Annotated in this window: 17 protein-coding genes; 9 read left to right on the top strand and 8 right to left on the bottom strand. The window is 70.4% G+C overall.

Annotation, left to right across the window (positions count from 1 at the left end; all coding sequences use genetic code 11):
* Together HUW62_RS33055 and HUW62_RS33050 are read left to right on the top strand one after the other, a co-directional pair.
* On the top strand, positions 1 to 878 hold an 878-nt coding region (locus tag HUW62_RS33055), incomplete at its 5' end, for a Circumsporozoite protein (RefSeq protein ID WP_176436681.1).
* Positions 879 to 941: 63 nt separating this feature from the next.
* A complete protein-coding gene (locus HUW62_RS33050; protein WP_176436680.1) occupies positions 942 to 2,114 on the top strand; it encodes a tetratricopeptide repeat protein in 1,173 nt (390 codons plus the stop codon).
* Positions 2,115 to 2,378: 264 nt separating this feature from the next.
* On the opposite strand, the gene HUW62_RS33045 is transcribed toward HUW62_RS33050, so the two are convergent.
* The 4 genes from HUW62_RS33045 to HUW62_RS33030 all read right to left on the bottom strand — a co-directional run bounded on the left by HUW62_RS33045 (position 2,379) and on the right by HUW62_RS33030 (position 6,339).
* A complete protein-coding gene (locus HUW62_RS33045; protein WP_163861157.1) occupies positions 2,379 to 3,197 on the bottom strand; it encodes a DUF459 domain-containing protein in 819 nt (272 codons plus the stop codon).
* Positions 3,198 to 3,282: 85 nt separating this feature from the next.
* A complete protein-coding gene (locus HUW62_RS33040) occupies positions 3,283 to 4,038 on the bottom strand; it encodes an alpha/beta fold hydrolase (RefSeq protein ID WP_176436679.1) in 756 nt (251 codons plus the stop codon).
* 1 nt (position 4,039) lies between these two features.
* The gene (locus HUW62_RS33035; protein ID WP_176436678.1) at positions 4,040 to 4,861 is read right to left on the bottom strand and encodes an amino acid ABC transporter ATP-binding protein; all 822 of its coding nucleotides are present in this window, start codon (positions 4,859 to 4,861) and stop codon (positions 4,040 to 4,042) included.
* Positions 4,858 to 6,339, bottom strand: coding sequence for an ABC transporter substrate-binding protein/permease (locus HUW62_RS33030; RefSeq protein ID WP_176436677.1), 1,482 nt, complete (start codon positions 6,337 to 6,339; stop codon positions 4,858 to 4,860). The genes HUW62_RS33035 and HUW62_RS33030 overlap by 4 nt, the downstream gene beginning before the upstream one ends.
* A gap of 109 nt (positions 6,340 to 6,448) precedes the next feature.
* Here HUW62_RS33030 and HUW62_RS33025 point away from each other — a divergent pair, with 109 nt between their 5' ends.
* Positions 6,449 to 7,141, top strand: coding sequence for a response regulator (locus tag HUW62_RS33025; protein ID WP_163861151.1), 693 nt, complete (start codon positions 6,449 to 6,451; stop codon positions 7,139 to 7,141).
* Positions 7,138 to 8,490, top strand: coding sequence for a sensor histidine kinase (locus HUW62_RS33020; RefSeq protein WP_163861149.1), 1,353 nt, complete (start codon positions 7,138 to 7,140; stop codon positions 8,488 to 8,490). Before HUW62_RS33025 ends, HUW62_RS33020 begins: the two co-directional genes overlap by 4 nt.
* 17 nt (positions 8,491 to 8,507) lie before the next feature.
* On the opposite strand, the gene HUW62_RS33015 is transcribed toward HUW62_RS33020, so the two are convergent.
* Complete coding sequence (locus HUW62_RS33015) at positions 8,508 to 9,155, bottom strand: thioredoxin domain-containing protein (protein WP_176436676.1); 648 nt, start codon at positions 9,153 to 9,155, stop codon at positions 8,508 to 8,510.
* Positions 9,156 to 9,244: 89 nt separating this feature from the next.
* Between HUW62_RS33015 and HUW62_RS33010 the strand changes: the two genes are divergently transcribed.
* The 4 genes from HUW62_RS33010 to HUW62_RS32995 all read left to right on the top strand — a co-directional run bounded on the left by HUW62_RS33010 (position 9,245) and on the right by HUW62_RS32995 (position 14,680).
* Positions 9,245 to 10,441: an alanyl-tRNA editing protein gene (locus tag HUW62_RS33010; protein WP_163861145.1), complete on the top strand. Its 1,197-nt coding sequence runs from the start codon at positions 9,245 to 9,247 to the stop codon at positions 10,439 to 10,441.
* A 124-nt stretch (positions 10,442 to 10,565) separates the two neighbouring features.
* Complete coding sequence (locus HUW62_RS33005) at positions 10,566 to 11,141, top strand: RNA polymerase sigma factor (RefSeq protein ID WP_163862723.1); 576 nt, start codon at positions 10,566 to 10,568, stop codon at positions 11,139 to 11,141.
* Positions 11,138 to 14,083 carry a CHAT domain-containing protein gene (locus HUW62_RS33000; RefSeq protein ID WP_176436675.1) on the top strand — a complete coding sequence of 982 codons (2,946 nt, stop codon included), beginning with the start codon at positions 11,138 to 11,140 and terminating at the stop codon, positions 14,081 to 14,083. Before HUW62_RS33005 ends, HUW62_RS33000 begins: the two co-directional genes overlap by 4 nt.
* Positions 14,084 to 14,116: 33 nt before the next feature.
* Positions 14,117 to 14,680, top strand: a complete 564-nt coding sequence (locus HUW62_RS32995; protein WP_163861140.1) for a hypothetical protein — start codon at positions 14,117 to 14,119, stop codon at positions 14,678 to 14,680.
* A 66-nt stretch (positions 14,681 to 14,746) separates the two neighbouring features.
* Here HUW62_RS32995 and HUW62_RS32990 read toward each other — a convergent pair whose 3' ends face one another.
* The 3 genes from HUW62_RS32990 to HUW62_RS32980 form a co-directional block, all read right to left on the bottom strand.
* The gene (locus HUW62_RS32990; protein ID WP_176436674.1) at positions 14,747 to 18,340 is read right to left on the bottom strand and encodes an AAA family ATPase; all 3,594 of its coding nucleotides are present in this window, start codon (positions 18,338 to 18,340) and stop codon (positions 14,747 to 14,749) included.
* A 102-nt stretch (positions 18,341 to 18,442) separates the two neighbouring features.
* Positions 18,443 to 19,384, bottom strand: a complete 942-nt coding sequence (locus HUW62_RS32985) for a type VI immunity family protein (RefSeq protein ID WP_163861136.1) — start codon at positions 19,382 to 19,384, stop codon at positions 18,443 to 18,445.
* 64 nt (positions 19,385 to 19,448) lie between these two features.
* Positions 19,449 to 20,045: a hypothetical protein gene (locus HUW62_RS32980; RefSeq protein ID WP_176436673.1), complete on the bottom strand. Its 597-nt coding sequence runs from the start codon at positions 20,043 to 20,045 to the stop codon at positions 19,449 to 19,451.
* A gap of 392 nt (positions 20,046 to 20,437) precedes the next feature.
* Here HUW62_RS32980 and HUW62_RS32975 point away from each other — a divergent pair, with 392 nt between their 5' ends.
* On the top strand, positions 20,438 to 22,444 hold the full coding sequence (locus HUW62_RS32975) for a YgiQ family radical SAM protein (RefSeq protein ID WP_163861133.1): 2,007 nt from the start codon (positions 20,438 to 20,440) through the stop codon (positions 22,442 to 22,444).
* Positions 22,445 to 22,588: the final 144 nt, after the last annotated feature.

Genomic DNA, 22,588 nt, shown 5'->3' with positions numbered 1-22,588 from the left:
AGCCGCCCCCGCCCGTGCGCGACGAGCAGGCCCCGCGCAACGGGACGCAGTCGCGCAACCCGCGCGTGGACACGCAGGCGCAGGGCAACGTGGAGCAGCCGCGCGGCAACCTGGTGAGTGGCCAGTCCAGCTTCGAGGCGGGTGGCGCTCGGGCCGAGGTGAACGGCAAGGGTCCTGGTGGCATCGACACCCGCGCCTACGCGCAGGGCCCGTCCTTCACTGCGGATGCCAAGGTGGACGCGGACGTGGGCCTGTCCGGCATCGACGTGAACCTCGCGGTGGACATCGACGCCACGGCGGTGGAAGCGGGCGCCGGGGCCTCCAAGACGGTGGACTTCGAGATCGCCGGCGAGAAGTACTCGGTGGAGTTGGACTTGGAGGCCATGGGCAAGATTGGCGCCGACGGCCACATCAACCTGGACCTGCACGTGGGCACGGACGGCAACCTGTCCATCAACGCCTCCGCGTCGGGTTTCGCGGGCGCCCAGGCGAGCCTCACCGGGTCCATCGAGCTGAAGCACGAGGGTGACACCCTGGCCTCCGCCAGCGTCACCGCCAGCGCCAGCGCGGGTGTGAGCGGCGACGCGCACGCCGACATCGGCCTGAACAACGGCAACCTGGAGTTCGACGTGGGCGTCGAGGCCACCGCGGGCCTGGGCCTGGGTGTGGACATCGAGGGTTCGGTCAACGCGGGCAACGTGCTGAAGGCCGTGGGTGAGACGGCGGTCGCCGCGGGTGGCGAGGTCCTGGAGAACGTGGCCGAGGGCGCCATCAACGCGGGTGGCGCGGTGGTGGACGCGGCCGGCGACGTCTTCTCCGGCGCGGTGAACAAGGGCAAGGACATCATCGAAGGCGTCGGCGACTTCTTCGGCCTGTAATGCGGAATCGGAGCATTCCGGCGATGCCTGGCCCCCCGGGGCTGGGCTAGAGTCGGCGACCCCATGGCCGTCTCCAAGCTGGCTACCTCCGCCGCGCGTTTGATGAAGCAGGGCCTCCTCAAGGAGGCGGCCCGCGAGTTCCAGCGCGCTCTCGAACAGGACCCCCAGGACGCGAGCGCGCTGCTCGGCCTCGCGCGCCTGCGCCTCGCGCAGCACGACGATGAGGGCGCGCGTGGCTTCCTGGACTCACTGCTCGCTCTACATCCCACGCACCCCGAGGCGCTCAGCCACCTGGCGCGGCTGAACGCCGAGAAGGGCGATGCGAGCGCGCTGGAGTTGCTCGCGACGCTCGCCGCGCAGCCGACCGCGGGCTTCTTCGAGGTCCTCAACTACGCACGAGGCCTGCTAGCGCACGAGAAGTACGCGCAGGCCATCAGCCCGCTGGAGCATGCGCTGGCGATGCAGCCGGGCAACGCGCAGACGCTCACGTACCTGGGCAAGGCGCAGCAGGGGACGGGCAACCTGGACGCGGCGCTGAAGGCCTACCAGGAAGCCGCCGAGGCGACTCGCACCGAGCACCTGCCCTTCCTGCTGGCCTCGCGTGTCCAGGTGCTCCAGGGCCAGATTGGCCCGGCGCTGGTGACGCTGCGACAGGCCATCCTCCGCAAGCCCACGGAGCCGTCGCTGTTCCGCGAGTTCGCGTCGCTGTGCCTCTTCGCGGGCGCGCCCGACGCGGCGATGCGCGCGGCCATCGAGCTGCGGCTGAAGCTGCCGGAGAGCGCGGACGCCATCTACCTGCACGGCCTGTCCGCCTTCGTCGCGGGCAAGGACGAGGACGCGGACCGCATCCTTCGCGAGGCGCTGGAGAAGGCCCCGGGCAACGCCCAGGTGCGCGTGGCGCTGGCGAAGGTCCGGCGCAGGCTCGGCGATGACGCGGAGGCGAAGAAGCTGCTGGAGGAGACGCTGACGTTCGCCCCGGGCGACGTGGGCGCCGCCACGGACCTCTCCGTGCTGCACCTGTCCAAGCCCGGTGGCGGCCACGCCGCCCGGAAGGTGCTCTCCGAGGCATTGAAGGCCCACCCGGACGACCCGGGCCTGCACCTCAACCTGGCGCTCGCGCTGTCGGACAGCGACGCGGCGACGGCGCTCACCCACGCCCGGCGCGCGCAGGCCAGCCAGGACAAGAACATCCGCGAGCAGGCGGATCGGCTCGTCACGGCGCTCGCGCCTCACTGAAACGACGCGCCCTGCGCGCCGCGGGACATCGCGGCGCCTGGGGTCGCTCCAGGGCGCGGGAGCAACCGATGCGCGACACGTCGCGCGGTCGCTTCGTGGCGCCAGGAAGCACTCCGCCCCATACAACCGGCGCGAGCCTCGTTGCTCGCGTCACCTGGCCCTGGTGAGGCCCAGCGCGCCGAGCACCTGTCCCTGGTGCAACCCCCGCGCACCGGGTACCTCGAGCCTGCCCTGGAGCAGCCCCAGCGCACCGAGCACCTCGACCTATCCCTGGAGCAGGCCCAGGGCGCCGAGCACCTCGGGGTACACCTTGCTGGCGAAGTAGCGTCCACCCGCGATGGTGAAGTGCACGCCGTCGCTCATGCGCAGCTTCATCGGCTTGCGGAAGCCCTCGACTCGCGCCTGGAGCAGCGCCTTGCCCTGGGCATCGGTGAAGTACTCGCGTGTGTCGACATAGCGCGCGTCCGCGCGGGAGCTGATGACCTCGCGCTGAAGTCCCCGGATGAGGCCCAGCTTCTGCTCGAAGCGCTTGCGCCCCGTCGCGGGCAGCTCCAACCAGACAATCTTCCGGCCCGGCGCGGCGATGACACTCGCGAAGGAGTCGACGCGTCGGCGGTACGCGTCCTCCCACTCCGGCTTGCCCCAGTGGACGGGCTTGCCGCCGCTGCGCTCCTGCAGGGACTGTCCATCATTGCCCCCCAGAATCACCACCACCACGTCGGGCTGGTGGCGCTTCACCTCCTCTTCGCCCACCTCCATCCAGTCGAAGAAGTCCGGGCGAGCCAGCCCCGTGGAGGACCGCGCGCGACGCGACGCGCGTATCTCCGGGTGCGCCTCCAGCCGGGCCAGCAGGTAGTCACCAAACCCCGTGGCGATGAGGCTGTCCCCCAGCAGCAACACGGAGCGCGGACGCTCCGCGGCGGGCGGCTCCGGAGTCACGGCCCCGGGAGGCGTCGGGAGCACGGGCGCCGCGCGCACGGCGTCGGCCACGGAGCCCGCGTCCTGTCCGGACGGATGAGCCCACGCGAACCCGGTGGAGAAGACGACGAGGACGACGAGCCAACGCGTGAAACGGTTCTGCATTCGGGGGCGCACGGTAGCGGCAGGCCGCCGTCAGGTACATCCCCCTTTGACTCCGTCCACCCCTGGACAGGAGCCTCGCGCCGCGTCAGGCCGCTGACGCACTCCGGGCGAATGACAGCCCCGCGAGCCACGGCCCCAACAACTCCGCGCACGCCTCCGGGTGGGTGAAGTACGGCACGTGTCCCGCGCCCCTCAAGAGGTGTCGAGGCGTCCCCGGCGGAAGCGACTCCACCAGCTTCTCCAACGTGGACGGCGGCACCAGCACGTCCCTGTCCCCCTGGATGCAGACACAGGAGACCTCCAGCCGACGCAGCTCCGGCGGAGGCGCTTCGCCGCGAATGGCCAGCGCGCGATGCCACGTGGTGCTGCGCTCCAGCGCGGTGGTGGGCACCACCTCTGGCACCCGCGCGAAGGGCACGGGCCGCCATGCCGCGAGCCCCGCCGCGACGACGCCGGGCCGGCCCCACAAGGCAATGGGCCCCATCATCCCGATGAGCAGTCCCCTCGCGCCCAGGTGCGCCGTGCGCGTGAAGGCCCCCAGAAAGGCCACGCCCCGCACCACCCCCGCCGCCGCGAGGTGCGCGGCCACCATGCCGCCGAACGAGCTGGCCACCACCGCGTCCATCTCTCCCGCGGCCCGCGACACCTGCCGCGCCAGGGCGCCCGCGCCCAGGGCCGCATGCGCCCCTTCCGGGTACTCGACGAGCACCGGGCGGGCCACCGGGGACAGCGCCTCCGCGAGCGCACGGAAGCCCGAGCCCCGGGCTCCCAGGCCAGGCAGCAGGAGCACCCTTGGCCCCTTGCCCTGCCCCATCTCCGTGAGTTGTACCTCCGCGCGCATGTCACTCCCTCGCCGTCGCCGCGGGGAACACCGTGGCGACGGCGGTTGTGCCCGGCTCCAGTCCTCCCGGGGCCTCCTGCCGGACGACACGCTCCAGCCCGAGGAAGGCGCGGGTGCGCTCATGTCGGGGCCGCTCCAACACCTGCGCGGGAGTGCCCTCCTCCAGGATGCGCCCCCCATGCAGCACCAGCATTCGCGAGCACAGCTCCCGCGCGAAGCGCATCTCGTGCGTCACCGTCACCAGGGCGAGTCCGTCGTCTCGCAGTCGTGACAGCAGCTCCACCAGCTCGCCCACCCGCTCGGGGTCCAGCGCGCTGGTGGGCTCGTCCAGCAGCAAGGCCTCGGGCTCCATCGCCAGCGCCCGGGCAATCGCCACCCGCTGTTGCTCGCCACCGGACAGCTCCGACGGGTAGGCCCCCTCGCGGTGGGACAGACCCACCTTCTCCAGAAGAGCACGCCCCAGCGCCATGGCCGCCTTCGCGTCCAGGCCCCTCACGTACCGGGGGGCCTCGGTGATGTTGCCCAGCGCGGTGCGGTGCGCGAACAGGTGCCACTGCTGGAAGACGAAGCCCACGCGACGACGGATGTTGGACACCTGCGTCCCCCGCGCTCGCAGCGCTCCGGGCTCCAGGACATCGCCCCCCACCCGGATGGAGCCTGAGTCGAAGGGCTCCAGTCCATTCAGGCAGCGCAACAGCGTGCTCTTGCCCCCTCCCGAGGGCCCAACCAGCGCCACCACCTCACCGGGGGCGAAGGACGCGTTGATGCCGTCCAGCACCGCGCGCCCGTCGTAGCGCTTGCACAGGTCCTTCACTTCAATCATCCGCGTTCCAACCTCGCTTCCAACCGCCTCGCCAGGAGCGCCAGAGGGTAGCTCATCGCCAGGTAGAGCGCCGCGCACAGCGCACCGGGCAACAACCAACCGCGAACATCCACCGCGGTAATCGTCATCCGTTTGGTGAGTTCGACAACGGAGATGACCGACACCAGGGAGCTGTCCTTCAAGAGCGCGATGAAGTCGTTGGTGGCGCTGGGCAGGGCCACGCGGAAGGCCTGGGGAAAGACGACCCGCCGCAGCGCCAGCGGCGTGGACATGCCCAGCGCGAGCGCCGCCTCCATCTGCCCGCGCGGCACCGCCAGCACTCCCGCCCGGTACACCTCCGCCTCGTAGGCCGCGTAGTTCAACCCCAGCCCCAGCACCGCGGCGCTGAGCGCGTCCAACCGCAGCACGCCCGCGAGGCCGTAGTAGAGGACATAGAGCTGGAGCAACACCGGCGTGCCGCGAAACAGCTCCACGTACACCGAGGCCAGCCGGCCCAGCCAGCGCGGGCCGAACAGTCGCGCGAGCGCCAGGCCCACGCCCAGCGGCACCGCGAGCGCCATGGCCAGCACGGAGACCACCAGCGTCACCAGCGCCGCCTGGAGGAACATCACCCACTGCGCCCAGCCCAGATGCGGCGTCTGCGTCTGCGCGAGCACCTCGCGCGTCTGCGCGTCGGACCACTCCACCATCCGCTGCTGGGCCGCGCTGTCGATGTTCCACCGCGCGAAGATCTGCCGCAGCTCACCCGAGCGGGCGATGTGCCCCAGCGCCACGTCCAGCGCCGCGCGCAGGTCCTCGTCCCCGGGCCGCACGGCAATCGCGTAGTAGCCCTCGCCCACGTCACCCACCACGCGCAGCACCGCGCGCGGCTGGCCGTAGCGCTGGGCGATGAGGTCATCCATCAGCACCGCGTCCACCCGCCCCTGCTCCAGGTCGATGTAGGGCTCCTCCACGCCCTCGTACGGCACCGCGTGGATGCCCTCGCGCTGGAGCAAATCCCACGCCTGGGAGTTGGCGAGCGTCCCCACGCGCCGGCCCCGCAGCGACGCCAGGCCCGTGACGGTGTCGTCGTCGCGCCGGGCCATCAGCCGGAGCTGGAAGATGAAGTACGGCCGCGTGAAGAGGATGCGACCGCTGCGCGCGGGCGTGATTTCGATGCCGTTGAGCGCCACATCGAACGAGCCGCGCTCCAATGAGGGAATCAGGCTGGACCAGTCGTTCTGCACGAAGCGGGCGCGCACCCCCAGCTCCCGCGCCAGCGCGTCCGCCAGCTCCACCTCGAACCCACGCATGCGTCCCGGTACGTCCGGGTCCTCCATGGCGTACGGCTCGCCCCCTTGCGCATCCGCGCCCCACCGCAGCTCGCCCGCCTTCCGCACCCGCTCCAGTCCCACCTCCCGCCGCTGGACACAGGAGGTCATCAGCACCGAGAGCGCCAGCAAGGCACCGGCACCGCGCCACACCCCACTCACATTCATTGCGAGGACTCCCACTCTGTAGCAGGTGCAGGCCTGACCCAGTATTCAGGTCCTGACACTTTCTCCGGGACTGCGTACTAGAGTGCCGCGGCAGAGGAGCCAAGGCGTCATGGAAGCATACAAGGTGCTGGTGGTGGACGACGAGCCGCAGGTGGCGCACGCCTTGAGGCGGCTGCTGCGGCGCGAGGGTTTCGACGTCCAGCTCGCGTTCAACGGAGAAGAAGCGCTCGAGCGGCTCAAGACCTTCAGCCCGGACATCGTCCTGACGGACTTCCGGATGCCGGGGATGACGGGCAGCGAGCTGTTGCAGCGAATCAAACGCAGCCACCCGCTCGCGCTGCGGCTCATCATCTCCGGCTACGCCGACTTCAAGTCGGTGGTCGCCTCGGTGAACGAAGGCGAAATCTGTCGCTTCATCAGCAAGCCGTGGGACGACGCGGAGCTGGTGACGTACCTGTCCGGCCTGTTGCGCCACCGCGAGACGCTCGCCCAGCTCTACGCGCCGTTCCGCGCCGCGCACCAGGGTGTCAGCGCGGAGGTGAGCCCCACGGACGCGGCGCTCGTGCTGAAGGTGCAGGTGGCCGACCCCGCGTTCCCCGCGGACCAGGCCGTCAAAATCATCGAGCGCTTCGCGGGCCTGCTGGCGGATGACAGCCTGAAGGTCGTCGGGGGCCTGCTGGAGCGCTTCGGCGGGCGGCTGTCCTTCGTCGCGGAGGTGGGCGGGCCGCAGCGGCTGCGGTTGGAGCTGCCGGTGCGCGCGGAGCCGAATCCCGCCATCCGACAGGGGGTGGGCGAGGCATGACTCCGCCTCCGTCCACGGAAGCCCCGGAGACGGACATCGACGCGGACTGGGTGAACAGCCGCCTCAAGCGGTTCACCCTGCTGGCGTGCCTCCTCATCCACGGCCTGCTCGTCGCCAGCCTCTGGGGACAGTGGACCCACATCGTCCTGGTGACGGTGGGCTTCGTGGTGGTGACGTCGGCCAACCTGGTGTTCGCGCGGGATTTCTTCTCGCGCCACACCCGCCTCGTGGAGGCCGTGCGCTTCACGATGAACATGCTGGCCACCGTCTTCTACGGTATGGCGAGCGACTGGGCCCTGCCCGTCTGGCTGTACCTGCCGCTCAACGCGCTGTGGGTGGACTACTTCGCGGACTCGAGCGCGCGACCGCGGCTGATGCTGCTGCTGGTGCTCGTTTCGGGCGCGGCGCTGGTGGACGGGTGTCCGCCGTTCCTCCCCGCCTGCTTCGTGCTGCTGTCGCTGCTCACGTACTTCATCTCCGAGGGACGGGTGTTCCTCACGCACCATGCCCTGCGGGGACTGGCCCGCCAGCACGAGGAACTGGCGCAGGCGCACGCGCAGCTGGAGCTGGCCCACCGCCGCGCGCGTGAGCAGGAGCGGCTGTCCAGCCTGGGCATGCTGGCGGCGGGCGTGGCGCACGAAATCAACAACCCCATGAGCTACGTGAAGAGCAATGTGAACGCGTTGCTCATGGACCTGCGCGCCCTGAAGCAACTGCCGCCGGAGCTGACCGAATACGTGGACGACGTGCTGCCCGCCACCGCGGATGGCATCCGCCGCGTCGTCGCCATCGTCGCGGACCTGCGGCGCTTCGCGCGTGGGGACCCGGGGGCGCTGGAGGAGTACGACCTCAACGAGGAGATCGCCGTCGCGCTGCGCATCACCCGCACCCAGGTGCAGGCCCATTGCGAGGTGGAGGTGACGCTGGCGGACCTGCCGCGCCTCCTGGGGCGCCCCGGTCAGCTCGCGCAGGTGGTGGTGAACCTGCTCATGAACGCGGCGCAGGCCATGCCCGGTGGAGGCCGCATCCACCTGTCCACGCGCATGGAGGCCGACGACGCGGTGCTGTGCGTGCGCGACTCGGGCGCCGGAATGACGCCCGACGTGCAGGCCCGGCTCTTCCAGCCCTTCTTCACCACCAAACCCGCGGGCGAAGGCACGGGCATGGGGCTGGCCGTGGTGCACGGCATCATCACCTCGCACCAGGGCCGCATCGACGTGGAGAGCTCCCCCGAGGGCGGCACCTGCTTCACCGTCCGCCTGCCGCGAATCCCCCCGCTGGACCTGGAACTCCCCGGGGGGCCGTTGCCCTCCACCTCGACGACGAAGTCCCGCTCGGACGCGGCCTGAAGCGCCGGGGCCGGACTTCAGCGCTTCAGCGCGGCGTCGATGTGCCCGGTGAAGACGTCCAGCGACTGGGCCCCCGTCACCCCGGTGCCGTTGATGAAGAACGTGGGCGTGCCGGCGATGCCTCGGCGCTGCGCCTCCACGAGGTCGGCCTCCACGTAGTTGTCCCAGGCCTTGGTGTCGAGCGACTTGCGGAAGCGCTCCAGGTCGAGCCCCAGCCCCTTCGCGTACTTCTCCAGCGAGGCCCGGTCCAACGCGCGCTGGTTGTCGAAGAGCACGTCGTGCATCTCCCAGAACTTGCCCTGCTCGTGCGCCGCCATCGCCGCGATGGCCGCCTTCTTCGCGTCCGCGTGGGAGGGCAGCGGCATGTGCCGGAAGACGATGCGAATCTTGTCGCCATACCGCTCGCGCAGGCCCTCGACGACCGACGCGCCCCGCTCACAGAAGGGGCACTCGAAGTCGGACCACACCTCCACCGTCACCGCCGCCTTCTGGGGCCCCAGCGCCGGAGCCTCCGCGCGCGGCGTGGCGGCGATGAGCTTCTGGGTGCCTCGGGAGGCCTGGGGCTGCTTGTCGCAGTCGGGCTTGGGCTCGTCACCGGCGAGGGCGGGCTGGAACGAAGACAACACGACAGCGGCCGCGATGAACGCGGAGACCCGGGACTTCATGGGAGGACCTCGTTGGATGTGGATGGGTTACGACGGATAGTGACGGCCGGGCCGCGCGAGTTTCAGCGGCGTGTTATTTGCCGCGCACCATGTCCACCGAGCGCCTCTATTTCGATGACCCGTTCCTCCACCGCTTCACCGCGCGTGTCGTGGCCCACGGCACGTGGAACGGAGCGCCCTCCGTGGTGCTGGACCGCACCGCCTTCTATCCGGAGGCCGGCGGGCAGATGGCCGATTACGGCGTGCTCGGAGGCCGGGCCGTGCGCGACGTGCAGGTGGACGACGCGGGCACCGTGCACCACCTGCTGGACGTCGCGGACACGAAGCCCCTGCCCGCTCCCGGCGAGGCGCTCGAGGGCCTGGTGGACGCGGAGCGACGCCGCGCTCACATGTCGCTGCACACCGGCCAGCACATGCTGTCGCGCGCGCTCTTGGACATCGCGGGCGCGGCCACCGTGTCCTCGCGACTGGGCGCCACGTGCACCATCGACACGGACCAGGACACGCTGGACGAAGAGCGCGTGGCCCAGGCCGAGGCGCACGTCAACGCCATCATCGACGCCGACCTCCCCATCCGCGCCTTCTTCCCCACGCCCGAGGAGCTGGCCGCGCTGCCCCTGCGCCGCGCGCCCAAGGTGACGGACAACATCCGCGTCATCCAGATGGGTGACTTCGACGTGTCCCCCTGCGGTGGCACCCACTGCACGCGCACCGGACAGGTGGGCATGGTGCGGGTGCTGGGCGTGGAGCGCTACAAGGGCAAGGGCCGCGTCCTCTTCTCCGCGGGCCCGCGCGCGAGGCGCGAGCTGTGGGAAGAAGCGGGCACGCTGCGCGCCATGGGACGGGCCTTCACGTGCGGCCCCGCGGAGGTGCCCACCGTGGTGGAGAAGCTGCGCCGCGAGCTGACCGAGGCCCGCGAGGCCCTGGGCGCCGCCCGCGCGCGCCTGGCCGAGCACACCGCCGTGGAGCTCGCCGCCCAGCTCGATGCGTCGACTGACAAACACCTCGTCGCCGTGCTGGACGGCGCCGGCCCCGAGCAACTGCGCGCCGTGGCCACCCGCCTCACCTCCCGCCCCGACGCGGTGGTGTTCCTCGCCGGCCGCACCGCAGACGGCCTCGCGGTCCTCATCTCCCGGGGCGCCTCCTCCTCGTTCGGCTGCGGTGCCTTCCTGAAGCGTGCCGCCGAGGCCGCCGGGGGCCGGGGCGGAGGACGTCCCGAGCACGCCGAGGGCCGCCTCCCCGCCACCACCGACTGGCCCGCAATCGTCGCATCCTGTCGAAACTGACCCAGGTGGGCCTACCCATACCCACCCGCAACGCGTAGCGTCTCCAGCGCACCACCGAAGGGAAATCCCCGCCCACGTTCAATCGAGCGGAGGGGGCGCTCCACCGGTGGAACGACATGAGAAGATGGGTGTAGGGGTTCGCGCCACGATGGACGACGGGCAGCACCGACAGTTCGATGCGTTCGCTCGCTCGCGACGGCCGGGACTGCTGCGTCTTGCCCGGCGCCTGTGCTCCGGGGGTGGAATCGACCCTGAAGACCTGGTGCAGGAGACGCTCGAGCGCGCCTACCGGAACTTCGACCGGTTGGTGGCGGAGAACCCGGGCGCGGTGAGCGTGTGGCTGAGCACGACGCTGAGCAATCGCTTCCTGGACCATTGTCGGCGCAGACGCACGGAGGTGTTGGGGGCGCCGTCGTTGCGCGTGGTGCAGGACCAGGAGGTGTCCGGGGAGCCGGTGCCGCTGGAGCAATGGGAGCAAGTCACGCGGGCCGACTTCCAACGCGCCATCGAGCAGCTCCGGCCGCCGCATCTGCGAGAGGCGTACCGGCTGCATGTGGCCGGACTTCGATATCGGGCCATCGCGAAGCAGTTGGATGCACCCGAGGGAACGGTGGGGCGGTGGCTCAGCGAGGCGCGGCAGGCTCTGCGGGGGCTGCTGGCTCCCGGCGCCGCCTCGAGTGAGGGCAGGGCCAGACCATGAATGAGTTGTGCGACAGACTGGAGATCTTCATCGACGGCGAGCTGGCGCCGGTGGACGCGGAGAACTTCCGCCACCACCTGACCCGCTGCCACCCGTGCGAGGCACGGATGAAGGAACTGCTCGCCCTGGAGCTGCTCGCGGACGACGCGCTGCACGACGCGTCCGGTGACACCCTCGCCTTCGTTCCGCCTCCGCCCCTGCTCAAGCGGCGAAGGACCTGGATGATGGTGTTGCCGCTGGCGCTGGCCGCGGGCCTGGCGGCGTGGGTGCTCGTGACGCGGTCGGCTTCGTCGGCGGACTCTTCCGAGCTGTGGTTGGGTCAGACGCCCGGGCGCACGCTGGAGGCCCGGTTGACCCATCCGAGCGCGGACAGGCACCGTCCCTACGAGGTGATGCGCAGCGGTGGCGACAAGCCCCGCGCGCTGTCGCTGAGGGAGCTGGCGAAGCTGGAGGAGGCCGGAGACGAGCGGGGCATCGCGTCCGCGTATCTCTTGCGTGGAGACCCGGCCCAGGCCGGTGCCTTCCTGGACAAGCTGGAGACGTCGCCGGACCTGGACTCGGACCGCGCCGCCCTCGCGCTCCAGCGGGGCGCCCCGGAAGAGGCCCTGACGCTGGCGGACCGCGCGCTGAAGCAGCGGCCCCAGCACGCGCAGGCCCTGTGGAACCGGGGGCTGGCGCTCAAGGCCCTGGGCCTGTCGCTGCAGGCCGCGGAGGCCTTCGACCAGGTGGCCGCGCTGAAGGAGCCGGGCTGGAGCGAGGAGGCCTCACAGCGCGCCGCGGAGCTGCGGAACCTGGAAGGCGAGCAGCGCAAGGGCTGGAAGGGCGCGAAGCAGCACTGCGATGACATGGTGGCCGGAGGCGACGTGCTCTCCCCCTCCGAGGTGGAGCGCTACCCGGGCCTGTCCCGGCTGTGCTTCTACGACGCCGTGCGCACCGCCTCCTCCGCCGAGCGCGTGGAGGCGCTGCGCCCGCTCGCGCTCCAGTTGGACCGGCTGGACGGGGGCACGCATCTGGAGGACTCCCTGCGCCGCGCCGCCCGGGGGGACTTCGGCGTGCGCGGGCCGCTGGCGAAGCAGTACGTCCTCCTGACGCGCGGCGAGCTGGCGCCTCCCGCGCTGGACACCCTGATTGAGAAGCTTCGCGAGGCGCGGCAGGAGGACCTCCTGCTGGGCGCGATGCTCTTCTTGAAGGACTCGCGTCGACACGAAGCCGAGTACCGCGCGCTCGCGCTGGCCACGAAGGACCCCTGGTTCGCACTGCTTGCCGAGGAGCGGCAGGCTCGGGGGGATCTTCAACAAGGCCAGGCGGCTCGTGCCCGCATCCGGCTGACGCAGGCGCTGGGCGCGTCCTGTGGCGGTTCGACGCGGAGAATCAACTATCGCTGCCTGGAGCTGCAGCGCACCCTCGCCCTGGTGGAGACGGACCAGCATCGTCCCGTGGAGGCGCGCACGCAGGCCCTGGCGGCGATTGAAAACGCCCGCTCCGGCCGGGAGTGGACCAAGGAGCTGCGGCTCATCCAGGAGCTGGGCCAGGTGGCCCGCTTCCATGGAGATTTGTCGCTGGCCCGCGCGTACATGGAGGAGGCCATCCTGCGAATCCCCGAGCGCTGCCAGGACCACGAGCTCTCCTATACGAACCTCGCGCTCGCGTACTACCGCACGCTCGACTTCGCCGGAGCCCGCGAGCAGTTGGACCGCGCGGCGAAGTGCGGCCAGCCGCCGTCGCTGGTGCGCGCCTTCGTCATCGCCGACCTGGCCCACACGCACGCGCGCCGCGACGACGATGGCGCCCTGTTGATGCGAGGCCTGGAGGCCCTGCGCGCGTCTCCCTCGCGCGAGGCGACCGGGGATGGCTCGCTGCTGCGCCACATCGAAGGACGCTTCGTCATCGAGCAGGACCGGCGTCGGGGGCAGGCGCTCCTGCGTCAGGCCATCGACGAGGCGACACCGAAGCTGGGCACTGACGTCAACGCCCGCAAGGCGCGCACCTACAGCTTCACGTCGCTCATCCTGGATGCCGTGCGCTACGGCGAGCAGGAGAAGGCGCTCGCGCTGTTCGCGGAAGAGCGCGCGCTGACGCTTCCGGAGCGCTGCACGCTGGGCATCACCGTGGACGACGAGCGCACGGCCCTGGTGGCGCGCGACTCGACGGGTCGCCTCTTGAGCCACTACGACGCGGACCGCCGCCAGCGGCTGGAGGGCGTGGAGGGCCTGGTGCCGGAGAAGTTCGTGGAGTCCCTGCGGCCCTGCGTCAGCGTGGACGTGCTGGCGCGGCCTCCCTTGCTCGGCAAGCCGGGCCTGCTGCCGCCCGAACTGGCGTGGGCCTACCGGGTGGCACCGCCGCCCCCGGAGCAGCCCTCCCGGCCTCCATCTCGACTGGTGGTGGCGGACGTGAATGCCCCGAGCGAGCTGCACCTGCCCTCGCTTCGCGCGTGGAGCCCGCCGGCGGTGGAGGACGAGAGCCTCTCCACCTTGCGCGGCGCTTCGGCCACCCCGGCGCATGTGCTGCAGGCGATGCAGGAGGCCACCGAGGTGCAGATTCACGCGCACGGCATCGTCGACCCGAGCGTGGCGGATGGTTCCCTGCTGGTGCTGTCTCCGGAGGAGAAGAGCGGCCGCTACGCGCTGACGGCCACGGACATCCAGGGCGAGAAGCTCCTGGGAAGGCCCGTCGTGTTGCTCGCCGCCTGCCACGCCGCGCACAGCACGGCGTACTTCCATGAAACGTTTGGCCTGCCCGTGGCGTTCATCGAAGCCGGCGCGCGGGCCGTGCTCGCCGCCACGCAGGAGATTCCCGACAGCGAGGCGTCGGCCTTCTTCGAGCCCGTGCTGGCGCGCATTCGCGAGGGCATTCCCGCCGCGCTCGTGCTGCGCGACGCGCGTCAGGATTGGCTTCGCAGTCGCGGGAGCGCCTGGGTCCGCCAGGTGCTCCTCTTCGAGTAGTCCGTCTCACCCAGACCCGAGTTCCCCACCACCATGAAGAAAAGTCTCCTGCTGGTTTCCCTGCTGCTGGGTGTCGTGGCCTGTCGCCGTGTCGACACGATTCCGACGACGCAGCAGATTCAGAGCAAGGCGCCCAAGGGCGCGCTCGTCCGCGTCGTCCTGAGGGACCGCGTCAATCCCCAGCGCGTCACCACCTATACGGTGGACGTGAGTCGCAACGAAATCGTCGACACCCAGGACCGGGCGCCCTCCGCGACGCGCGGTGCGCAGGAGACCTCGTCTTCCGAGGAAGGGACGACGTCGGCGATGCAGCAGCAGAACCCGGCGCCCACGCCCAGGATTTCGGCCACCGCCGAGTTCCTCACCGACTGCAAACCGAAGGATGAAAAGGAGGGCTGCCGCAACGTGGCGGACCTCAATGATGGAGACCCGCGCGGTTCGTCGGGCGGCGGCGGAGACCCCACCGGCCACCAGAGCCTCCAAGGTCGCATCCTGCGGCTGGCGGCGTTGATCTACTGGTCCTCGCTCGAGGTGGGCATCCCCACCTACAACAAGACGCTGCAGGCGCCGCCCGTCGACGGGCCCGTCCAGCGCTAGCCCCGAGCCCTTGAGCTCCAGGAGGCCCTGGCACCGCGAAGAGGCGGTGTCGGGGCCTTCGTCGTTTCAGGCCGGCTTGCCGCCCGTGTCCCCGGTGGGCGACAGCCCGGCGAGCGTCTCCACGTAGGAGGTGGCCACGCGCAGGAAGCGCGCGCCTCGGACGCCGGTGAGGTACTGGCGCTTCATCGCGCGCGTGGCACCCACGTAGAACATGGCGCGGCGGATGCGCTCGTTCTCCCGGGCGTTGCGCTCCTTGGCGCCGGCCATCCAGTGCTCCACGGTGTCCAGTGCGTCCAGGCCCGCGAAGAAGACGATGGGGCACTCGTGGCCCTTGCAGGAGAACACGGTGGTGGCGCGCACATGGTCCACGCCGCTCACCCGGAAGTCCGTCACGTCGCGGCCTCCCTTGCCACCGTAGGCGTGCGCGGGCACCCCCGCGCGGTTGAGCGCGTCCGTGTACTGCGACGGCATCACGGGCGCGACGATGAGGATGTCGCCGGGATGGACGCTCTCGTCGCGAATGAGGCGGGCCACTTCCTTCGCCACCTGCCGGGCCTCGCTGGCGCCGGAGGCGAAGCCGCGCACCTGGGGCAGCACGCCGCCGCGCTCGGTGGACTGCACGCGGTACAGACCCTCCAGCGTCTCCTCGGGCAGCCACAGGAGCCCCTCACGGGCCAGCTCTCCCGCCTTCATGTACTCGCGCATGCCGGGGTCGCTGGTGGCGTGCTGGCGCAGCGGGTCCAGCACCACGTTGAAGGCCACGTCGAGGATGTCGCGGGTGGCGCGGAAGGTCTCCTTGAGGACGCGGGTGCGGCCCCGGAAGGACAGCCCCTCCGGGAGCTGCTCCTTGAGGGAGTCGATGGGCACCTGGCCGTAGACGTTCTGCGAGTCGTCCATGAACAACTGGAGGCAGCGCACCTCGCGTCCGTCGGTGAGCACGTGCGGACGCACCAGCGCGTGGAGCATCGCCAGCGCGCGAGCGTCCATGTCCTGTGCCTCGTCCACGAAGACGCCGTCGAAGGACTCGGGCTCCACGCGGCGCAGCGCGCCCACGTGCTTCACCGTCACCCGGGCTCGCAGCTCGCGCGCACGCTGACGGCCGGCGCGCTGGACAATCGCCTCCACCAGCAGCTTGTCCACCAGCGGCGCGAGCGCGCGGTTGAAGAAGGACACGAGCACCCGCGTGTCCTCGTGCTCCAGCAGGTAGCGCGCCACCCAGTGGGCCAGGACAAACGTCTTGCCGCTGCCGGCCACGCCTCGCACCAGGTGATGGCCGTCGTCGAAGCGGCGCTCGAAGAGGGACACCTGCTCTTGAGTGAAGAGGGGCCGCGTGGGACGCGCGCCCTCGATTTCGCCGCCCAGGGTGGCAGGGGCGCTCGGAGGCGGTGGGGGCGGAGGCTGCGCGGGTTGCTGCGGCATGGGCAGCGGCTCCAGACGAAGCGGCGTGCCGGGGAGGACCTTCAGGCGCGGCAGCAGCGACAGGAAGCGCTGTGGAATCGTCGCGCCCCGGGCCTCGTCTCGGGAGGCGAGCACCAGCAGGTAGTCGCGCGCGCGACTGGCGGCCACGTTGAGCATGGGCACCAGCGTGTGCGGTGGGAAGGGCCGGCCTCCGGCCACGGTGTCCACGAGCACGACGTCGTACTGGGTGCCCTGCTGGCGGTGGATGGTGGACGCGCTGAAGGCATCACCGCGAAACCCTGCGGACGTGCCCAGCCTGCGAATGAGGGCGGCCTGGGCGCGGTAGGGCGTGACGCACAGGACGCTGAGGCCCGCGCGCACGGCCTCGCGGGCGAGCGACACGGCCAGCTCGGCGGACAGCTCTCGCTGGTAGCCGGAGCCCGTCTCACCTCTTCCGTGGGTGAGGCGCTTCGCGTCGCGACTGAGGCCATCGAGAACCACCCAGCCGGCGCGCGTCTCCGCGAAGGCGGGCACGGGCGGGGCCTTCTGTGCGCGGGCCTTGACGATGTCGCCGTCCTCCAGCGCGCCGCCGTAGCAGAAGTGGCTCACCACGCGGGCGATGTCCGGGTGCATGCGGTGCTGGGTGCGCAGCAGCAGGACGTCCGGGCGCGCGGCGTCCTTCACCGCGTCTTCCAGATGGGACAGGCCACTGGCACGCAGCCACTTCTGGGTGCCACGTCCAGCGCCCTCGGCCGCTCGCGACACGGGGCCAATCTGCTTCGGGTCTCCGGCGAGCGTCACCCGCTCGGCCAGCGGCGCCATCAACGCCGTGGCGGCGCGAGTCACCATGCCGGCCTCGTCGACGACGAGTCGCGCGAAGGTGCTCTTGCCTTCCAGCTCCGACACCAGGCGCAGGGCGCGGTGAACGGTGAGGACCATGAGCGGGCAGTCGCCCTTCTCCGCTTCCTTGAGCGTGGGGTCCTTCATCTTCCCGCGCAGGCCGCGCAGCTCCGCCTGGAGCTTGGCGAGTTCGTGCGCGGGGCCGCCTCGCACGCGCTGGAGGTACAGCTCGCGCTCGCGCTCCTCGATGCTCGCGCGCAGCTTGCCGCCCTTGGTGTCCTCGAGCGTGACGGTGGGCAACTTCGCGAGAGCGTCACTGGCGCCGGTGCCGCCCCGGAAGATGCTGCGCGCCAGGGGGCGCAGGGGGATGGGCTCGCGTTCCAGGAGCGCGCTGACACGCAACACCAGTTCGTCCGCGGCGCGGTTGGTGGGTGCGACGGCGAGGATGCGCTCACCGGGGAAGGAGCGCAGGGCGCGGGCGATGAGGTCCGCGATGGCCGTCGTCTTGCCCGTGCCGGGAGGGCCCCAGATGCAGCCCCAGGGCTGCGCCCACAGGCGATCCGCGGGCATGAGCTCCGCGTGCTGGGGGCGAGCCTCGGCGGCGGGCTCCTCACCGCTGGCGCGACGCAGGGCCTGGGTGAGCGCGGGCTGTCGTTCCTCGTAGGCCGAGGCGGCCGTGCAGAGCGCCTCCGCGAAGTCATAGGGCCGGTAGCACCAGCGCTCGGCGGAGAGGGCGCGGCGGTCCACGTCGTCGCCGTGGTCGGGGGCGGCGAAGACGCGGCCGGATTCGAAGTCGAGGTGGACGACGTCGCCGCCGAAGACGCACTCCTCACCGAGGAAGCCGAGCAGCGCGCCACCGGACCAGTCCGGGTCCGCTGCGGGAATGGGAACCAGGGAGATGACACCGGGGCCCTGGAGGCTGACCTGACGGACGTCCTGGAGCAGCTTCGCCCGGTACTGGCTGCGCTCGGACAGGAGCGCGTCGCTCAGGTCATCGGGGAGATAGGCGGGTGGGCGCCAGGCTTCGCGGCGTTTGCCGGTCGCCACGGCGGCCTGCATGACCTCGCGCTCGGACGTGGTGACGTCGGAGGGCGCGGCCACATCGCGGGCGGTCGGCTCATCGGGCGCAGCGGACTCGGCGCGGGGCGAGGAGGGCTTAGGGCTCCGGCCTTTCGAGCGGGAGAGGGCCAGCAGCGGATTGGGCGACCGGGGGATGTCCTCCGTCGGGTCCGGAGCGGAGGGAGTCGCGGGTGCGTCGTCCGCCGAGTCCGCGTGGGCGGGCGGGCGCGTGGAGGCGTTGGAGCGCGAAGACTGAGGCGGGACGGGAGCATCGTCGTACTCGACGTGAAGCTCTCGGACGGAGTCTCCCTCTTGCGGCGCGGGGCGCCCTTCGGAGACTTCGTTGTGCGTCCGGTGCGTCATGGCGGCGGGCCCGGGCCCCTCGGGCCGAGCCGGGTACGGGCGCGCGAAGGTAGGGGAGGCATGGATCCGCGTCAACGCGCCCACGCCCCCACATCCCTGGCGTCAGTCGAGGAAGCGCCGCCACCAGCGACGGACTTCCTCCTCGGAATACGCCGGTTCGGAGTCATACCCGATCCAGACCGTTGCATGCCCCGGAAGGAACTCCTCCAGCCAGGGCTCCAGGACTCGCGCCAGCTCACGATAGGCGGGGAGGTTGTCGCCGACAGAGAGGTCTCCGGCTTCGGGCCACGCACCGAGCGTCACCACGGCATTACCCGAAGTGCCCACGTCTTGAACGGTGGTCCCCGGTGAATGGAGTCGGGCTCGCAAGCTCGCCTGGCCCCCCAGGGACTCGAGCAGCGAGGGGCCCAGGAAGTTCAGCCAGTGGACGCCATCGACCCTCTCTCCCAAGGAATGGTGCTTGGCAACTCCGGGCACATCCACTCCGGGGTAGCGGGCGAGTTCCTCCTTCAGTCGGGGAAGGGCATGCCAGCGGGCCGTATGGAGAGCCAGCGCAAGCCCCGCATGACCGGAGGAGAGCGGCAGGCCAGAGGCCATCTCCATCGCCAGTTCTCTCACGTGCCCGGGGCCATGGGCCTCGACGTATTCGGTGGGAAACGTGGCCTGCAGGAGACTGACGCCTGTCCTGGAAGGCGCGCGAGAGGGGAGGCGCGCCTGATACCAGAACAGATACCCGTTGTCGTCAGACTGGCCTCCGCCAGTCAGGAGCACGGAACGGTCCGTCAGTGTCTTGCTCATCTGTCGGAAGAACGGATCGCTCTCGGGGACGTCTTCGAAAAACCACCTCGAAGGGCTCGGACGTAGCGAGGCCCGAACGATTTCCCATTCCTCGGAATTGAGGCGAATGGATTCACCATCCTCCCATGACTGGGTCAGTCCTTCGGCGCCCTCCCCCACGGCTCGCCGATAGACTCCGAGAGCATGTTCGATACCAGCAGCGAGCTCCTGATGGTCATGTGGCATGTAATACGCGATGCGCAGCACGTCCCGAACCACCAGTCGCTCGCCATCGGGACGTTGGGAGAAACGGCGGATGCGAGGGAAGCGCTCACTCTGGGCTGACATGGCTGACCCCAAGTTGAGGTGTGACGATGGACGGAGTGCAAGGCCGACCTAGCTTCTTGTACCGGCTCAATTGCTCCAGTGTGCCGTCGTTCGCAAGGGGGTTGCTCTTGCCGGCAACCGAGCACGGGAACTTGAAGTCGTAGACGCACTGGACCCGGTTGGGGTCTCGCGAGAAGTGGACCACGATGTCTGGCTTGAGCGAATCCTCCCAAACCCGGGTGAGGACATACCGTCCCGTCCTCGGGTCGGGCCCGTAGCGCGGCTCTATAGAGACGTTATCGGGGAAGAGCCGCACCAGCTCTCGCTTCACGCACGCAAAAGCCACCTCGTGCTTCAGTATTCCCAACTCCATGCGGCGCCTGACCTTATTGCCCTTTCCATCGTATCCGACCACGCGTTCACACTCCGCATCATCGGGCCTCTTCCCAAGCCCGTACTCGCGTTCATTGACCTCCCGGTCCGCCTCCTTCGCACACTGGACCAGAAGCTGTTCCACGCGCGCCAGCTCGGCGGACTCCAGCACTCGAAACACGGCGCTGACGCCCCGAGCCACCCCCACCGCACGCGGGAGCGCGGGCATGATGGCCTCACTCCCACGTTGCGTGTAGCAGGCGGGGTTCTTCCCACAAGAGTTCGAGACCGTATCCAGGCCCTGCTCGTAACGAGCGGGAGTCCCCGGACTCGACTCACCCGGGCCGGGCCAGGGCCCCGGCGTCGTCGCACACGCCACCGGCAGCAGAAACCCCAGGAACCACCACTTCACCACCCAGGAGCCCTTCCGCCTTAACGGCATATCCATGAATTCCAGGATACCGCCTCCAGCCCCCACTCCGGCCGGCCAGTCGCCCACGGGCCAGGATGGCGAGGTGGGCACGAGGCCCTCTTGGGTGTACACCCCCGCTCCCGCCCTGTTTGCTTCGTGGCGCGGGGGGTGTTTAGGAGAGATGCCCCCGAAGCAGCCGCCCCACCGCCATGGCCCTTCCGACCCGCTACGCCCATCCCTTCCTGCCCATCACCCGCGCCGACATGCAGGCGCGTGGCTGGGAGCAGTGCGACATCATCATCGTGACGGGAGACGCGTACGTGGACCACGCGGCCTTCGGCCCGGTGCTCATCGCCCGCTTCCTGGAGGGCCGAGGCTTCAAGGTGGGCATCATCCCCCAGCCTGACTGGCACTCGGCCGAGCCCTTCAAGGCCCTGGGGCCTCCGCGCATGTTCTTCGGGGTCGCCGCCGGCAACCTCGACTCCATGCTCAACCGGCTCACGGCGCAGAAGAAGAACCGCTCCGAGGACCAGTACAGCCCCGGTGGGCGCACCAACTGCCGGCCGGACCGCGCCACCATCGTCTACGCCCAGCGCTGCCGCGAGGCCTACCCCGACGTCCCCATCATCCTCGGCGGCATCGAAGCCAGCCTCCGCCGCATCGCCCACTTCGACTACTGGAGCGAGAAGGTCCGCCGCTCCATCCTCTTCGACGCCAAGGCGGACCTGCTCGTCTTCGGCATGGGCGAGCGCCCCATCATGGAAGTCGCCGACCGCATGCGGAACGGCGAGCGCATCGAGGACATCCGCGACGTGCGCGGCACCGCGTACCTCATCAACGACGAACAGATGCGCGTCCACGAGGCCGACCCGGCCAGACGCGCCGCGGACCGCAAGACGGTCGTCCTGCCGCCCTACGAGTCCGTCGTCGCCGACAAGCGGGCCTTCGCGGTCATGAGCCGCGACTTCCAGATGGAGACCAACCCGGGCAACGCGCGTCCCCTCGCGCAGCGCCACGGCAACCGCGCCATCTTCATGAACGCGCCCGCGCTCCCGCTGGAGGACGGCGTGGGCAACCCCGCCACCGGTGAGAAGACCGTGGCCATGGACGAGCTGTACGACTTGCCCTTCAACCGCGTCCCCCACCCCATCTACAAGGACGAGGGCATCCCCGCCTACGAGACGGTGAAGCACTCCATCGTCCTCATGCGCGGCTGCTTCGGCGGCTGCACCTTCTGCTCCATCACCGAGCACGAAGGCCGCGTCATCCAGAGTCGCTCGGCGGAGAGCGTGCTGCGCGAGGTCCGCGCGCTGCGGCGCATGGGCGACTTCCGCGGAACCGTCACCGACCTCGGCGGCCCCACCGCCAACATGTACAAGCTCAAGTGCAAGAGCGAGGACATCGAGAAGCGCTGCCGCAAGCTGTCCTGCGTGCACCCGGGCGTCTGTGAAAACCTCCAGACGGACCACGGCCCGCTCATCAGCCTGATGAAGGACGTGCGCCAGGAGGAAGGCGTCAAGCACGTCTTCATCGCCAGCGGCGTCCGCTACGATTTGGCCGAGCGCTCGCCCGAGTACGTGAAGGAGCTGGCGGCGCACCACGTCGGCGGGCAGCTCTCCGTGGCGCCCGAGCACGTGTCCCCGCGCGTGCTGGAGAAGATGAAGAAGCCCGGCATCGAGAGCTTCGAGCGCTTCCAGGCCATGTTCGCCTGTGCCAGCGAGGAGGCCGGCAAGGAGCAGTACGACATCCCCTACTTCATCAGCGGCCACCCCGGCTCCACGCTGGAAGACATGGTGGAACTGGCGCTGTGGCTGAAGAAGAACGGGAAGCGGCCTCGTCAGGTGCAGGACTTCATCCCCACCCCGATGGCCATGGCCACCGCCATGTACTTCACCGGAATCGACCCGCTGAAGATGGAGCCCGTCTACACGGCCCAGGGCCTGCGCGAGAAGCGGCTCCAGAAGGCGCTCCTGCTCTACTGGAACCCCGAGCACTGGCCCCTGGCGCGCGAGGCGCTGAAGCAGGCCGGCCGCGCGGACCTCATCGGCCGGGGACCGCAGGCGCTCGTGCCGCCGGAGACTCCCGCCGAGGCCGCTCGACGTCAGCGCACCGAGGAACGCGACGCGGACGACGCACCGCGTGAGCCGCGCCCCTCCGCCCAGCCCCGCGCCAGTGGACCCCGAGGTGCGGGGCGACAGGGCTCGCGCCCGCGCTGAGCTTCATCACCAGCACCGCGCGGTGCCTTGAATAAACCGCGCGGCGCTTCGTCGGGGGCGACATGCTCCCCATGCTCGCCCTGCTGCTGCTGGCCTCCGCGCCTACCAAGCCTCGCGTCGTCGAGGAGCTCCCCACCCCACCCC

Origin of the sequence: Myxococcus sp. AM011 (genome assembly GCF_013372595.1) — a bacterium.
In the GTDB taxonomy this organism is placed as follows: domain Bacteria; phylum Myxococcota; class Myxococcia; order Myxococcales; family Myxococcaceae; genus Myxococcus; species Myxococcus eversor.
Note: the sequence above shows the minus strand (reverse complement) of the source record. Positions and strands in the feature narration are given on the sequence as shown.